At 66.7% G+C, this 14334-nt stretch carries 14 protein-coding genes; 8 read left to right on the top strand and 6 right to left on the bottom strand.

The features are described 5' to 3' along the window. Positions 1-76 precede the first annotated feature (76 nt). From OG716_RS04300 to OG716_RS04290, 3 genes are all read left to right on the top strand, one after another. Positions 77-754, top strand: coding sequence for a response regulator transcription factor (locus OG716_RS04300; RefSeq protein ID WP_405136387.1), 678 nt, complete (start codon positions 77-79; stop codon positions 752-754). Between the two features lie 41 nt (positions 755-795). Next, entirely contained in the window at positions 796-1977 is a 1182-nt protein-coding gene (locus OG716_RS04295; protein ID WP_405136386.1) for a sensor histidine kinase, read from the top strand. Positions 1978-2073: 96 nt separating this feature from the next. Beyond that, positions 2074-2604 (top strand): DUF2231 domain-containing protein, encoded by a 531-nt coding sequence (locus OG716_RS04290; protein WP_405136385.1) that lies wholly within the window; start codon positions 2074-2076, stop codon positions 2602-2604. A 395-nt stretch (positions 2605-2999) separates the two neighbouring features. On the opposite strand, the gene OG716_RS04285 is transcribed toward OG716_RS04290, so the two are convergent. Together OG716_RS04285 and OG716_RS04280 are read right to left on the bottom strand one after the other, a co-directional pair. After that, positions 3000-3620 (bottom strand): disulfide bond formation protein DsbA, encoded by a 621-nt coding sequence (locus OG716_RS04285; protein WP_405136384.1) that lies wholly within the window; start codon positions 3618-3620, stop codon positions 3000-3002. Between the two features lie 88 nt (positions 3621-3708). Then, a complete protein-coding gene (locus OG716_RS04280) occupies positions 3709-3936 on the bottom strand; it encodes a DUF2892 domain-containing protein (RefSeq protein WP_405136383.1) in 228 nt (75 codons plus the stop codon). A 111-nt stretch (positions 3937-4047) separates the two neighbouring features. Between OG716_RS04280 and OG716_RS04275 the strand changes: the two genes are divergently transcribed. The 4 genes from OG716_RS04275 to OG716_RS04260 all read left to right on the top strand — a co-directional run bounded on the left by OG716_RS04275 (position 4048) and on the right by OG716_RS04260 (position 7274). Further along, positions 4048-6204 (top strand): MMPL family transporter, encoded by a 2157-nt coding sequence (locus OG716_RS04275; RefSeq protein WP_405136382.1) that lies wholly within the window; start codon positions 4048-4050, stop codon positions 6202-6204. 86 nt (positions 6205-6290) lie between these two features. Continuing rightward, positions 6291-6560: a metal-sensitive transcriptional regulator gene (locus OG716_RS04270; RefSeq protein WP_405136381.1), complete on the top strand. Its 270-nt coding sequence runs from the start codon at positions 6291-6293 to the stop codon at positions 6558-6560. Positions 6561-6605: 45 nt separating this feature from the next. Beyond that, positions 6606-6845 carry a DUF2892 domain-containing protein gene (locus tag OG716_RS04265; protein WP_405136380.1) on the top strand — a complete coding sequence of 80 codons (240 nt, stop codon included), beginning with the start codon at positions 6606-6608 and terminating at the stop codon, positions 6843-6845. A 21-nt stretch (positions 6846-6866) separates the two neighbouring features. After that, positions 6867-7274 (top strand): DUF302 domain-containing protein, encoded by a 408-nt coding sequence (locus OG716_RS04260; protein ID WP_405136379.1) that lies wholly within the window; start codon positions 6867-6869, stop codon positions 7272-7274. 69 nt (positions 7275-7343) lie between these two features. On the opposite strand, the gene OG716_RS04255 is transcribed toward OG716_RS04260, so the two are convergent. Together OG716_RS04255 and OG716_RS04250 are read right to left on the bottom strand one after the other, a co-directional pair. After that, complete coding sequence (locus OG716_RS04255) at positions 7344-8177, bottom strand: hypothetical protein (RefSeq protein ID WP_405136378.1); 834 nt, start codon at positions 8175-8177, stop codon at positions 7344-7346. 248 nt (positions 8178-8425) lie between these two features. After that, positions 8426-9817: a sensor histidine kinase gene (locus tag OG716_RS04250; protein ID WP_405136377.1), complete on the bottom strand. Its 1392-nt coding sequence runs from the start codon at positions 9815-9817 to the stop codon at positions 8426-8428. Positions 9818-10008: 191 nt separating this feature from the next. Between OG716_RS04250 and OG716_RS04245 the strand changes: the two genes are divergently transcribed. Further along, a complete protein-coding gene (locus tag OG716_RS04245; RefSeq protein ID WP_405136376.1) occupies positions 10009-10620 on the top strand; it encodes a DedA family protein in 612 nt (203 codons plus the stop codon). Between the two features lie 192 nt (positions 10621-10812). On the opposite strand, the gene OG716_RS04240 is transcribed toward OG716_RS04245, so the two are convergent. Together OG716_RS04240 and OG716_RS04235 are read right to left on the bottom strand one after the other, a co-directional pair. Continuing rightward, positions 10813-11763: an undecaprenyl-diphosphate phosphatase gene (locus OG716_RS04240; RefSeq protein ID WP_405136375.1), complete on the bottom strand. Its 951-nt coding sequence runs from the start codon at positions 11761-11763 to the stop codon at positions 10813-10815. Positions 11764-11918: 155 nt separating this feature from the next. Continuing rightward, positions 11919-13160 (bottom strand): hypothetical protein, encoded by a 1242-nt coding sequence (locus tag OG716_RS04235; protein WP_405139513.1) that lies wholly within the window; start codon positions 13158-13160, stop codon positions 11919-11921. Positions 13161-14334 lie beyond the last annotated feature (1174 nt).

Below are 14334 nucleotides of genomic sequence, written 5' to 3'. Positions count from 1 at the left end.
TGGGAACGCTCTGAGAATTCGCCGCGCGAACGCTCCGAGCGAACCGTTGCAGGAAATTCGGTGGCAGGCTGACACCATGCTCGCTACCTCCGGACCTCGGGTGTTGCTCATCGAAGACGACCGCCAACTCGCCGAGATGCTGTCGATGCTGCTGATCGAAGAGGGTTATCGGGTGGAGACGGCCCGGGATGGCCAAAGTGGGTTGCATCAGGGTTTGACCGGGGAGTTCGAGGTGATGATCATCGACCGGGGCCTGCCGGTGCTGGAGGGTCTGGACCTGCTGCGTGTCCTGCGCGAGCGAGCGGTCATCACCCCCGCGCTGGTTCTCACAGCTCGCGGGGCGCTGGTGGATCGGGTCGAGGGTCTCGATGCCGGTGCCGAGGACTACCTGGTCAAACCGTTCGAGATCCCGGAGTTGCTCGCGCGGATACGGGCCCTGCACCGCCGGCACCTCGCTGCTTCGACGTCCCTCCCGCTCGGCGTGCGGCTACTGGTTCTGGAAAACCGCACAGTTGTCGACCCGCGCAGCACCGACGACGCGGTGGCATTGTCCGAACGCGAGTGCGGGTTGCTCGCGGTGCTGGCCCGATCTCCCCGGCAGGTGTTCACCCGGCCGCAGCTGCTGGAACTGGTCTTCGATCGGGCCGACACCATCGGAACCGTCGATACCTATGTGCATTATCTGCGCCGCAAACTCGGCCGCGAGGTCATCGCCACCGTGCGCGGGCTGGGCTATCAGCTCGGCCGCCCGTGAAGCGCCGCCGCTTCAGTGGTCAGGCCGCGATACCGACCGAAATGACCGTGCTGCGGCGCACTGCGCGTGCTACGGCTGCGCAGGCCGCGCTCACGCTCGCCGCGGCGTTGGTCTTGGTCGGTGTAGTGCTCTACATCGCCGATGCGAGCATCCAAAGCCGTCAGATCGACGATCAACTCTCGCAGGTGGCCGCGACTGTCGACGATGCCAACGATCCGCCGCCGGGAATGGCGATCGCCATCAGTGCGAACAACGGCCGGATCTCTCTCAGCCCCAACGCACCCGCGCCGACCGCCACCGCGGTGACCGGACCGACGGGCTACCGCACTATGCACGCCGGCGACGTGGATTACCGGGCTCTGGTCGTCGACCAATCCGGTTTGAAGGTCGCGGTGCTACTGGACCTGACGCCCTGGCAGCAGGGCCGCCAGCGGCTGCTGGTTGCCTTGCTGGCGGCCGAGCTCGCCGGTCTGGCCGCCGCCGCCGGTGTGGCCGTGGCGCTTTCACGCCGCGCGATCCGTCCCCTGGCCGACGCTCTCGCGCTGCAACGGCGCTTCGTCGCCGACGCCTCGCATGAACTGCGCGCACCGCTGACGGTACTGCACACGCGTACCCAGTTACTGGCTCGCCGCACCGGCCTCGACGAGGGATTGAGCATGCAGTTGCACGGGCTGGTCGCGGACACACGTGCCCTCGGCGATGTTGTAGACGACCTGCTGCTGGCTGCGTCCGCGCGGCACGAACCCGGCCGCAGCGAGCGCGTCGATTTGGCCCAGCTGTGCCACGAGGTCCGCGAAAGCGTTGCCGCAGAGGCGAATTCTCGCGGGATCTCAATCGATGTCAGTACGGGTCCGGCCGCCGGGAAGCCGATCGTCGACGGCGTCCGCCCGGCGCTGCGGCGCGCGGTCTTCGCGCTCGTCGACAACGCGGTCAACCACGAAACAACCGGGGGCACCATCACTTTGAGCGTCGACCGGGCTGGCGCCGAGGTGAGCGTTACCGTCTCCGACACCGGCGCGGGACTCGAACCCCGCAACGCCGAACAGCTGTTCCGCCGATTCGCGCACGGTGACGGGCACAGTGCGGGCGTCAGAGCCCACGGGATCGGGCTGGCGCTGGTCCGCGAAGTCGTCGAGGCGCACGACGGCTACATCACCGTCGGCGGCGCGCTCGGCCACGGCGCGACCTTCACCATGCACCTGCCGGCCGCAGCGACCCATTGAACCCCGGTTGCCGTGCTTCCCAGAATCTTCGAAGAACCGGCCAATACGCTGCGCCCGACCGACTGCCACATATCGTGACCGAGGAGTTGAGCCGTCTTGGGGCCCACCATGATCAACGGGCTGCCCGCCCACGTCCTGTTCGTTCACATTGTCGTGGTGATGGTGCCGCTGACCGCGCTACTGCTGATCCTGTCGGTCCTGTGGCCCGCCGCGCGGCGGCGACTCGGTGTCATCACTCCCATTGCGGCATTCGCCACGCTCGTCGCGGTGCCTTTGACCTCGCACTCCGGAGAGTGGCTCGAACACAACAGTGGTCGCACCACGCTCATCCGCACCCACGCCCACCTCGGTGACCAGATGCTGCTCTGGTCGGCGGGGGTGGTCCTGCTGTCGGCCGTGTGGTGGGCGATACACGACGAGCGGATCCGCGCCCGACTGAAATGGCCTGCCGAACAGTCGAAAACAACCATCGCGAACAGAACCGTCGTCATCGCGGTGGCGGTCGTGGCGCTCGCGGTATCGATCGGCTCGGCGATCACCGTCTACCGCATCGGCGACAGCGGCGCCAAAGCCGTCTGGCAGGACCGAGCCGATTCCGCAGGATCGGCGGACGGCGACGGCGAGTGAAGAAGCGCGGGCCGCACCCTCGCCCCTGTGACATTTGCTTCGCCCAGCAATTTGCACGCTTCGGGTCACTACAGGTCCGTAGCCGCCACGGCAACCGGCACCACAATTGATTCCTGACTCGGGTTACCAAACTCGCAATCGACTGAACCGCAGGTTATTACGCTCCACCCACCGGCCACTGCGGGTACCCGACGCACCGTAAAGGCCCGCCAGGGGCCGAGGGGCTGGAACCGTTTATCTCCTTCGGGAACGCCACCATGGTGTGGTCTGGCCAGGCGCCTCATGACCTGGGCACCATTGGTCGGGCGCGACGGTGGCGCGGACCCGGTCGATGTGAGCGCCGCAGCCGGACCAGGTGGTCTTGCCACAGGTGCGGCATCGGATCGGTGAACACATCAGTGGGCCGCCTCCGTCCTGTGATCGATCCTCGGGGGGCCTTGGTAGGGGCGTTGCAGGGCGGCGAATCCGGGCGTGGTCGCGGCGGTGACGATCGCGGCCAGCAGCGCCGGACCTTGCTGTGCGGCAGGGGTTTCGGTCAGAACGGGGCCGGTGAAACCCTGCCCGTCGATGACGATGATCGGGCTTCCGCCGCGACCCCCGAGAGCGTCCTGACTGACGCGGTGCGCTGCCGTGACCGTGATATCGAGGCCGGCATCGTTCAGGCTGCGTAACAGTGCCGGATCCAGGCCGGCTTCGGCGAGCGCTTCGGCGAGCGCGGGGGTGCCGATGTCGCCGCCATTGACGTGCAGTCGCGTCCCGACACTGTTGTACAGGCGTGTGAAGGCGTCGGATCCGGCGGTCTCGGTGGCCGCGGCGAAAACCCTGCCGAGCCGCCGTGACCGGTCGATCATCGGCCGGTGGTCGGCGTCGACGTCGTGACCCTCGTTGAGGACGGCCAGGCTCATCTGCCATAGCCGCACTGTGTGCGGACTGTCGTCGGCAGCGGCCAGCAGCCATCGGGAGGTCACCCACGCGAATGGGCACACCGGATCGAGATACAGGTCTATTTCGGCCATCATCGACTTCCTCGAGAAGTGGCGCGGCGATGCGGGTGCAACAGCGAACCGCCGCGTGAGAGTGGTTCTTTCGCGATCGATCGCGGGGTCAGTGGCTGCCGTGTGGGCGAGGCTGCCCGTGCAGATCAACACCGAAGACCGGCCCGAGCGGGCAGAAGTTGAACACGCCCGCGGCGACAGGAACCAGTCCGATGACGGCGACGATGACCCCCGCCGGTCCGCCGAGGGCGGCCAGTCCGATCACAATCAACGCGATTCCGGCGACGATGCGGATCAGTCGCCCGGCGGTGCTGCGCATGAACTCGACGATGCCCATGAAGCTGAACTCCTTTACCTCGATGAATCGGGGGGTGTCCTCGACAATACCCCCTGGGGTATTGTCGGCCCGACATTCAACATACCCCTAGGGGTATCCAAGGAGGGCCGAATGGCGGAGACGACGCTCATTCACTCCGGGCCGGGTTCGCAGAATCCGGGCCGGCGATCAGGTGCGCTGGGCAGATGGGGTGCGTTCATGGCCGGGCACGCCCGGGCGGTGATCGGGGTATGGCTGCTGGTGCTGATCGCGCTCGGGGCCGCCGCCCCGAGTGTGTTCACCTCGCTGGCCGGGGCGGGGTGGCAGGCCAACGGCTCGGAATCGGTCCGGGTCCGTGAGCTGGCTCAGCAGCACTTCGGCGGCAATTCCTCCGCCGCGGTGCAGGTGGTCATCCACTCCGACACCGCCGCGATCGAGGATCCCGTGATGCAACATCTCATCGGGCAGGTCGGCGCGGTGTTCGCCGGTGACGATCGGTTCGCGGCGGTGATCGCCCCGCAGCCCGGGTTCACGATCAGTCCCGACAAGCACACCGGCATCGTGATCGCCGGCGCGAACGCCTCGACCGATGCCATGGTCAAAGCCGTCGACGCGCACAAAGCGGCGTTGACCGCGTTGTCCGGTGACGGGATCGAGGTGTATCCGACCGGGGCTTCGGCATTGTGGAGCGATTTCAACAAGGCCAATCACGACGCCATGATCAAGGCCGAATTGTTTTCTTGGCCAGTGACTTTGGCGATCATGGTGCTGGCTTTCGGGTCCCTGGTCGCCGCGGGGCTGCCGCTACTGCTGACCATCGCCGGTCTGGTTGCGTCGGCCGGAGGTTTGGTGTTGTTGAACCAGGTCACGCCGATCTCGGTGTGGGCGATGAACTTCGCGATGATGTTCGCCCTCGCGCTCGGCATCGACTACGCACTGTTCCTGGTGGCACGGTTCCGTGACGCGCTCACCCGCGCCGATTCCCGCGCCGCCGTTGCCGAAACCATGGACACCGCCGGCAAGGCGGTCCTGCTGTCGGGGTTGACAGTGCTGGTGAGCCTGTCGGCGGTGCTGATCGTGCCCGCGCCCGCGGTCCGCACCATGGCGGTGGGGATCATGCTCGCGGTGGTGTTCGTGCTGGCCGCGACCCTGACGCTGCTGCCGGCCGCGCTCGGTGCGCTCGGTGGCAAGGTCAACGCAGCCTCACTGCCGTTCGCGCGGCGCCAGCAGCACCGTTCACCGTGGTTCGCGCGGTGGGGGCAGCTGCTGCACAGCCATCCGTGGCCATTCGCCGTCGCGGCGCTGGCCATCCTGATCGGGCTGGCCGCACCGGTGTTCGGACTCAAGACCGCCATGCCCTCGATCCAGGTCGTGCCCGCTGACGCGCCGGTCCGCCAAGGCTACGAGCTGATCCAAAAACAGATGGGGCCCGGTGCGCCCGGGATGCTGTCGATCATCACCCCCGCCGCCGACGCGCAGGCCACCGCTGACGCTGCCCGCTCCAGCACGGGGGTCGTCATGCTCACCCCGCCCCAACCGGCCGCCGACAACAGCGGATTGGTGATGATGCGGGCGCTGCCGGCGGTGGATCCGTCCTCGCCGGAGATGGCGGGGATCCTGGACCGGCTACGCAGCGATCTTCCCGCCGACGCCCTCGTGGGCGGTGCGGCCGCGGAGAACCTCGATCTGCAACAGACCCTGGATGACTACCTGCCGATCGTGGTGTCGATCATCCTGGCATTGGGATTCTTGCTGCTGCTGATCGCGTTGCAGGCACCGGTGATCGCGGCCCTGGGCACGGTGGTGAGCCTGTTGTCGACCGCTGCGGCGTTCGGCGTGGCGAAACTCGTGTTCCAGGACGGGCACGGCTCCGGATTGCTCGGGTTCACCCCGCAAGGGTTTCTCGACGGGTGGGGGCCGGTGTTCTTCTTCGCGATGATCTTCGCGATCGCGATGGACTACACGGTGTTCCTGCTGGCCACCGCCAAGGAACACCACGAACGCACCGGCGACCCGCGCGTCGCCCTCGTCGACGGCCTGGCGCATTCGGGGCGGGTCATCTTCGCGGCCGCGGCGGTGATGGTGGCGGTGTTCTTCACTTTCGCCCTCGCCGACCCGCTGCCGCCCAAGGAGATGGGCATCATCCTCGGCGTCGCGGTCCTGCTGGACGCGATCCTGGTGCGCCTGGTGCTGCTGCCGGTCATCTTGCGCCTGACCGGCCGGGCCGCGTGGTGGGCACCGGCGTGGTTGCGCCGGGTGCTGCCGGCCATCAGTTTCGCCCACCACTGACCAGTGGCCCGACTCTCGAAACGAACACCCGCCTCGAATACCCCTCCGGGTATATTGGGGCGGGGATTCGAGAAAGGGAAATATCGATGATCGGCAACGACGACGCTATCGCTCAGGTACTCAACAGGCTGCGCCGCGCGCAAGGCCAACTCGCCGGAGTCATCTCCATGATCGAGGACGGCCGCGACTGCAAGGACGTCGTCACCCAACTCGCGGCGGTCTCCAAAGCCCTCGACCGCGCCGGATTCAAAATCGTCGCCACCGGACTGCGCGAATGCCTCACCGCCACACCGGAAGGCGGTAGCGCACCCATGACCATCGACGAACTGGAAAAGCTCTTCCTCGCCCTGGCCTGACCCCAACAACACCGGGACCGGGCGGACCCGGAAAGGACTCCCCCGATGGCACTGCCACCCCGTCCGTACGGATGGACCATCACCCGGCTGGTTCCGGCCCTGGCCGGCGCACTCATCCTGCTCAGCGCCTTGCTGGCAGCGACCCTGTCACCGTGGTGGCTGGTGCTCACCGCCCTCGTCGGTGCGAATCTGATGCTCTACGGCGCCGTGGGCTGGTGCCCAGCCACCCTGGCGATGCGCCGACTCGGCATCACCGACCAGCCCTGCCCCACGCCCACCGCCTGAACTCCCGAATCGGAGCACATCATGGATCTGGCCCTCTCGACCACGCTGCGCACCACCTTCGACGACGCGATCGAGCGCACCCGCGCCGCGTTGGCCGACCAAGGATTCGGCATCCTCACCGATATCGACATGCGCGCCACCCTCAAAGCCAAACTCGGCCACGATATGGAGGACTACCGCATTCTCGGCGCCTGCAATCCGCCCCTGGCCCATCGCGCCGTCGACATCGATCGTCAGATCGGCCTGCTGCTGCCCTGTAACGTCGTGGTTCGTCGCGACTCCACCGATCCCGACACCATCATCGTCGAAGCCATGAACCCCGAACTCATGGTCCAGGTGACCGGCGAACCTGCCCTGGAACCGGTCGCCGCCGACGCCACCATCCGCTTGCGTGCCGCGCTGGCCAGTCTGGACTCGACCCGAAACTGACAGCCCGCATGCCGGCATCAGTCGATAGCTGAACCCGCCGGCTCCGCCGGTTCGGCATTCGGCGGCTGATCACCGACGCAGCGCTGGGTCCTCGGGGCGTGCGGCCGCGGTTCGGAGGGGCTGCTGCACATCGGTTTTGGTGACGGCGAGGTAGGTGACCAGGCCGAGAATGAGCAGGCCGATCGCGGCGACGACCGGTCCGTCGCCGAGCCCGAGACCGCTGACGTCCCGCGCCTTACCGAGCCAGTCGGCGATCGAGGCGCCCAGCGGGCGGGTGATGACGTAGGCGGTCCAGAAGCTGAAGATGGGGTTCCAGCCCAGCCATCGGTAGCCGGCAGCGGGAATCACGATCAGAACAGCGAAGACCGCTGCCGAGGCCGCATAGCCCAGATGCAGTGTGTACGCGGTGAAGTCGCCGAGTGCGGTGCCCATGGCGAAGGTCGCCGCGACCGCGGCCCAATAGAACAGTTCTCGGCGGGTGGTGTCGATGCTGTGAATCGACAGGGTGCGCTCGGTGCGGTGCCAGAGGACGAACACCGCGGCCAGGGCGACGGCGTAGAACGCGGTCGAGACGGGATACGGGACACCTAGCGCGACGTGCATCACGTCGGCGGCCATGGTGCCGAACACCCCGACCGCGACGACCGCGAGCCAGTAGGTCCAGGCGATGTAACGGCCGACCCGCAGCTGTAGGACCAGGGCTGCCACGAAAGCCAGAAAGCCGAGGGCGACGGCGATCACCGGGTCGATGGTGGTGACGAGATAGTCGGAACTGGATTCGCCCATGGCAGTGGACAATCCCTTCACGACCCAGAATGCGGCGGTGATCTCGGGGACTCGCAGCGCACCGATGCGAGTCAGCGCGGACGATGACGAACTCTGTCTACCGGATGTGGAACTCAACGAGACACCTTTGGGAGTGGGGAGCAGGACACAGAGTTCGACACCGTCCGGATTCCGGGACGGTGTCGAGAGCTTGCGACAGACAGGCCTTTTCGGGCCCGATACCAGTGGCGGGCGGTCAAAGTTTCGAGGTCGGCGGCCGCATCGCCGTCGCCCCGGAAGCCTGCCCGATCGGCGCTGAGAGCACGCTGAGAAATCGAACACGCGGTTCGTCCGAGGGCTCGACGGGGCGATCTGGTCGCGGGTTGTCAGATGGCCGTGGGTGATTCGCTCTGCGGAGGGCGCAGTGGCACGACCACCTCCAGGCTCGCTCCCCCCGATGGCGACCGGCCGATATGGACCGTGCCGTGGTGGGCTGCGGCGATTTCGGCGACGATGGCCAGTCCTAGTCCGGTACCACCACTGGTGCGGGCGCGGTCGTCCTGTAGTCGGACGAACCGATCGAACACCCGGACATGATCGGCGTCCGGGATTCCGGGCCCGTCATCGTCGATGACCACCTGAGCCGTGGTGTCGGTGCGCGCCACTGTGACGGTGACAGCCGAGCGGGCATGCGTGACAGCGTTGTCGACGAGATTGCGCACGACACGCGTCAGCGCCTGCGGGTCGCCGATCATCCGGACCGGTTGCAGCCGAACGGTGATCTGCGCCGAGCACGTGCTGCGCACCAGGGCCACGACGGTCGCGGCGATATCGTCGAGATCGACGTCGGTGGGGTGCAGTACGAGGCCGTGTTCGTCGGCCGCGGCGAGGGTGAGCAGGTCTTCGATGAGTTTCTGCATGCGGACGGCTTCGGGCAGCAGCGTCGATCCGAGCAAAGCGTCGTCGGCGGCGTCGGGGTGTTCATGTGCCAGTTCGAGCCCGGCCACCAGTGTCGCGAGGGGACTGCGCAACTCGTGGGACGCGTCGGCGAGGAAGCGGCGCTGGGCGGAGTGGCCGGCTTCGACGCGGGCCAGCATATCGTTCATCGTGGTGGCCAGCCGGGCGATCTCGTCGCGGGCGGCCGGAACCGGAACCCGTTGTGAGAGTGCGAGTGTGCCGATGTCGGCCACTCGGGCCCGAATCGCTTCCACCGAGGACAGCGACCGTCCCACCAACGCGTAGGTCGCCGCGGCGGCGGCCAGGACGACGATCGGTCCGCTCAGGGCCAGTCCGAGAGAAACATCTTTGAGCGCATCCTCGACCGGTTCGGCGCTGACCGACGCCAACACGGTGAACGTCCCGGACCGACCGCGGACCGTACGCGCCGAAACGCGCAGATCCGAATTGCCCTGGACGGACAACCCGGTCACACCACCGGACACCGGCACAGCGACGAGCGGGCGCGAGGGCGCGCCGGCCGAGCCTCGCACCAGAACGCCGTCGGAATCGAAGACCTGCACTGTCTCGATATGAGAAGTGGCCGTCAGCAGCACCGGATCCAGCTCGTCGGGTGCGAAAGTGCCCAACTGCCCGGTGATCTCGGTGATGCGCGCCAGTGCGGGAGAATCGACCGAGCCGTACAGGGATCGGTACAGCAGCGACAGCATCACCACCGCGCCGAGCAGCACCACCACCGCTACGACCGCCGCCGAGGTCAGCGCCGACCGGACCCGCACACCCCACAGGGATGGGCTCCAGACGATCTCGAGGTCGCGCATGCCACTCATCCTCGATCACCCCGGGCAATCCACGTACTCGGTCTCAGCGCGTTCTCAGCGCCACCTTGACAGAGTGGCCGAGTGATACCGGGATTCTCTGTGGCCGGCGAACGACTATGCGGCACGGGCCGCGAAATGATTCCGGGCCGCGGCGCGCGCCACGGTATCGCGGCGCCGAAGGAGACAACGCTGTGCAACATCTGATCCTCACCTACGGTCTGACCGCGATCCTGCTGCTCATGGCCGCGGAATCGGCGTGCATACCCATTCCGTCGGAAGTGACGATGCTGCTGGGCGGTGCGCTGGCGGCTGGAGCGGTGAGTGGGCCGCACCCGAATCTGGTCGCAGTCATCGCGGCCGGGACCATCGGCAATGTGCTCGGCAGCTATCTGGCGTGGCTGGCTGGACGTTACGGGGGCCGCCCGGCGCTGCACCGTTGGGGCCGTTATATTTTCCTGCGCGAGGACGATATCGATCGCGCCCAGAATTGGTTCGCCCGCCGCGGCGCGGCCTCGGTGTTCTGGGCGCGCCTGCTGCCCGGCATTCGCACGTTCATTTCGCTGCCCGCAGGCATCGCCGGCATGCCGCCGGTCCGGTTCGGTGTGTACACGGTGGCGGGGTGCCTGCCCTGGACTGCGGCTTTGGCCGTCGCAGGCTACGGCGTCGGTGCGAACTGGAGCCATCTGGAAGACACGCTCCGCGGCCCCACCTATCTCATCGCCGCGGTAGCGGTCGTAGCGATCGCCGTCGCGGTGATCGTCGTATGGAGGCGCCGACGCCGTGCCGCCTCCGATTTCGACTGATCGACGAGACGGCGCGGGCCGCCGGCGCGGCCGAGTTCAACCCGTCGTCCGCACTGAAACATGAAGCGGGACAACACGCGGACTGTCCCGCGCACGCGTGGCTGATGGGTTTCCGGGATCAACCGCGCACGGTCATGAAGCGGGACAACACGCGGACTGTCCCGCGCACGCGTGGCTGATGGGTTTCCGGGATCAACCGCGCACGGTGAGGAACGCGAGGCTGCCGAGTCCCGCCACGAGGCAGTAGATGGCGAAGGGCGTCAGGGTCCTGGTCTCGAAGTATCTGACAAGGAACTTGACCGAGATATAGGCGAGCACCCCGGCCGCAACGCTGCCCGCCAGCGCTGGCCCGAGGACGGCGTGGTTCTGCGGCTTCAACAGCTCCGGGGTCTTGAGCGCCCCCGCGGCCAAGATGACCGGGGTGGCCAGGAGGAAGGCGAACCGGGCGGCGTCTTCGTGGCGCATGCCCTTGAACAGGCCCGCGACCATGGTGCTGCCGGAGCGGCTGACACCCGGGAAAAGTGCTGCGATCTGAGCGGATCCGATGATCAGCGCATCCTTGATACCGATCCGCGAGAGCCTGAGATCCGAGGCTCGAGCCGGATCGGCGACGGGCAGCACCGCTGTGTCCTGCGCAGCGGGGTCGACAGCGCGGCCGGTCGGAGTGAGGACGGGTTCGCGATTTCCGGCGCGGCTGCGGAGCAGTTCTGACCCCAGCAGCACGAACCCGTTGAGCGCCAAGAAGATCGAGGTGGGGATCGGCGTGCCGAGGTAGTTGCGGACCACCTTCTCCAGCGCCAGTCCTGCCAAGCCGACGGGAATAGTGGCCAGCACCAGCAGCACGCCCAGTTGTGCCTCGGGTGTGCGGATCCGCCTGGTACGCGCCACATCCCACAGTCCGCCGAGGATGCGCATCCAGTCGCGCCGGAAGAAGACCACCAGGGCGAGCGCGGTGGCGACGTGCATGGCCACCAGGATCGCCAGGTAGGGCGAATCCTTGGCGGACATATCGAGATCAGTGGCCCATTGGCCGCCGATCAAAGCCGGCAGCAGGATGCTGTGGCCGAGGCTGGAAACGGGAAAGAGCTCGCTCACCCCCTGCAGTGCCCCGACGACGATCGATTCCAGATAGGTGATTGCCATGCGTCTTCCTGTCGAAGGCCGGAACTGCTTGGCTCAGCAGACTTTCCGGGATGGATACGGGCTCAACAGTGATTCGGTGGCCGAGCACGGCACGGTCAACCGACGACCTGTACCGCACCGGCGCATAGGGGGGAGAAACGTCGCGACAGGCCGGATTACTCCAGCGCGGCAAGCAGATTCGTGAGCGCTCCAGTTTCGGTCGCCGCGTCCGGTGTACCGGCCCGCACCGCCTTCAACACGCTGTCGATCTTTCCGTCGAGCACACCCCACCCGGCTTTGTCCATGGGCTGCAAAGTGTCCTGGTCCCTGTCCCATGCCGTTTCCAGGTCCTTGATCCGCGCCTTGGCCTCGTTCTGCTGACCGGCCTGCACCTTGGACAGGGTGTCCTGCGTGATGGTGCGGAATGTGGCGACCTCGCTCGCCGGGAAGTGCGCCGCCGCCTCCCCGGGCGCCATGGCCGTGCTGACAGGTCCAGCTTCCTCGTCGCTCGCGGCGACAGCGTGCGGCTGCGCGGACGCCCATACCAGCAGCGCACCGGCCAGCGCTGCGACAACCACGTAGTAGCCGAGCATGATTCGCTCACGCGCAGGGTTGGCGGTCGTCACCGTCGGTACCCGGCTCTGCTGGGCATCGTCGATGACGTCGCGGCGAGAACGCGTGAGGTACACGACCACGGCCAGGATCGCGGCCAAGAAGATCACGCTGGTCAGCGCGGTTCCCACACCGAGCCCGTGATCAGCGGCCGGGGAGGCGAACCAATCGCCCAGATTCGCCCCCAGCGGGCGGGTCAGGATATAGGCGAGCCAGAACGACAACACGGCATTCGCGCCCAGCCGCCAGCCCACGACGACCGCGAGGATCAGACCCACCGGCAACAGCACCGACGTTCCCGGACCCCATCCGGTCAAAGTCAATGTCCAGTCGCCCGCCGCGGTACCCAGCGCGAAGGTGACCAGAACGGCGAGCCAGTAGAACAACTCGCGCGGCAACGTGAAAATCGAGTGGATCGACAGGGTCCGCTCACGGGCAAACCAGATTCCGAACACGACCGCCAGGGCCACGGCGAACACGCTGGTGCTCACGGCAAGCGGAACCGAAAGTTTGTCGGTCAGGATGTCGGTGTAGAGCGTGCCGGTCACGCTGACCACCACGACGGTCAGCCAATAGACGAACGGCACATAGCGTTTCGAGCGCAGTTGCCATATCAGCACCGCGGCCAACACCACCGTGAACAGCAGCGCGGTGACGAACAGCCCGAAACCCAGCGAATTGTTGATCCAGTCGGCGAAGGTCTCGCCCACGGTGGTGCACAGGATCTTGATGATCCAGAACCACACCGTGACCTCGGGAACCTTGCTCAGCAGGCTCCGGGTCGCACCGACCTCGGCCTTCGTCATCTCAGTCACAAGGCGCGACGGTAGTGATCACTCGCTGTGGTCACGCTGAGAACCCGTTGACCGCCTGTGAACGACCGCTGGCGCTGGGTTGAGGACTATTCGAACGAGGCCGGTGCAGTGCGCGCAATCGCCGCAGGTTGTGCACCGAGGTGCCGGACCCTGATCGCAGAGCCCGGCACTTCCGGCCCGTGCTGCTGCGGGACCGGCGGATGACTCAATCAGATCCAGCGGACGCGCCGCGCGGGCCACTCACTCTGTGCCAGAGCATCGCCGTTGCGGCGGACAGTCCGTAATAATCACCCGTCGCCGTGGTCGCGGTCGGCCCCGGACATGTGAGTGTGTTCGGCCCGGTCGCCACGATCGGCACCGTTCGATTCATCGCGGCCCTGACGATGGTCGCCCTGATGCGGGCCGGGCGCGTGATGACTCCCGCCCACCGCGCAATATTCGCAATGCCCTTCCAGCCTGACCGAGGAACCCGGTGCCGCCGCACCCGCGGTGCTCACCACACTCATCGAGATCGCGGTGGCCCCAACGACAACCGCAAACAATCGGCCGATTCGCGTCATGACAGATGATCTCCATTCCGTTCTCGAACCAAGCACCGCGTGGACGCGGCCGACGCCACCGTGCGCCTGCTTCGTTGAGAAAACGCTGTGACGATCCGCGCATGATCTCGCTGCACCCGACACTCCCGTCGCCGATGCCGTATTTTGCCGGAACCATTGTTCTCCTTCCTTCCGAGCACGAACGCGTTCCGCGCGAACGAACTCCGGATTTCCGAAGCAGTCAGAGGCTGCTGCGCAGCAGATTTCGTCGTCCCGTCGTCCACTGAGATGAGGCTGAGAATCCGGCACACCTATTTCCCCCGATGCCCGTGTCGTGGTTTGGTATCTCGCGGTGGTCGGTCGGCAACCGACCGGTTCGCACGAACTGGCGTCCTGCGCGGTCGATGAGGAGGAATTGCCTATGGTGCTGGAGTAATTGCCCGGCCCAAGGGGTCTGGCATATCGGACCATCCCCCGCTGCGCGCGTTCGCCTTTTGCCCCTCGGCCGGGATCATGGTCGCGATCGGGGTGACCCGGCGGTGCTGGGCCGCACGCGGGCACAACACCGAGGATGCCGGTATAGGGGATCCGAATTGATGGATGTAAATCGTTGCGCTCCTGGAGAT

It is taken from the genome of Nocardia sp. NBC_01388, from assembly GCF_045040085.1.
GTDB lineage: Bacteria > Actinomycetota > Actinomycetes > Mycobacteriales > Mycobacteriaceae > Nocardia.
The sequence above is the reverse complement of the archived record's forward strand: the minus strand, read 5'-3'. Positions and strand labels throughout refer to the sequence as shown.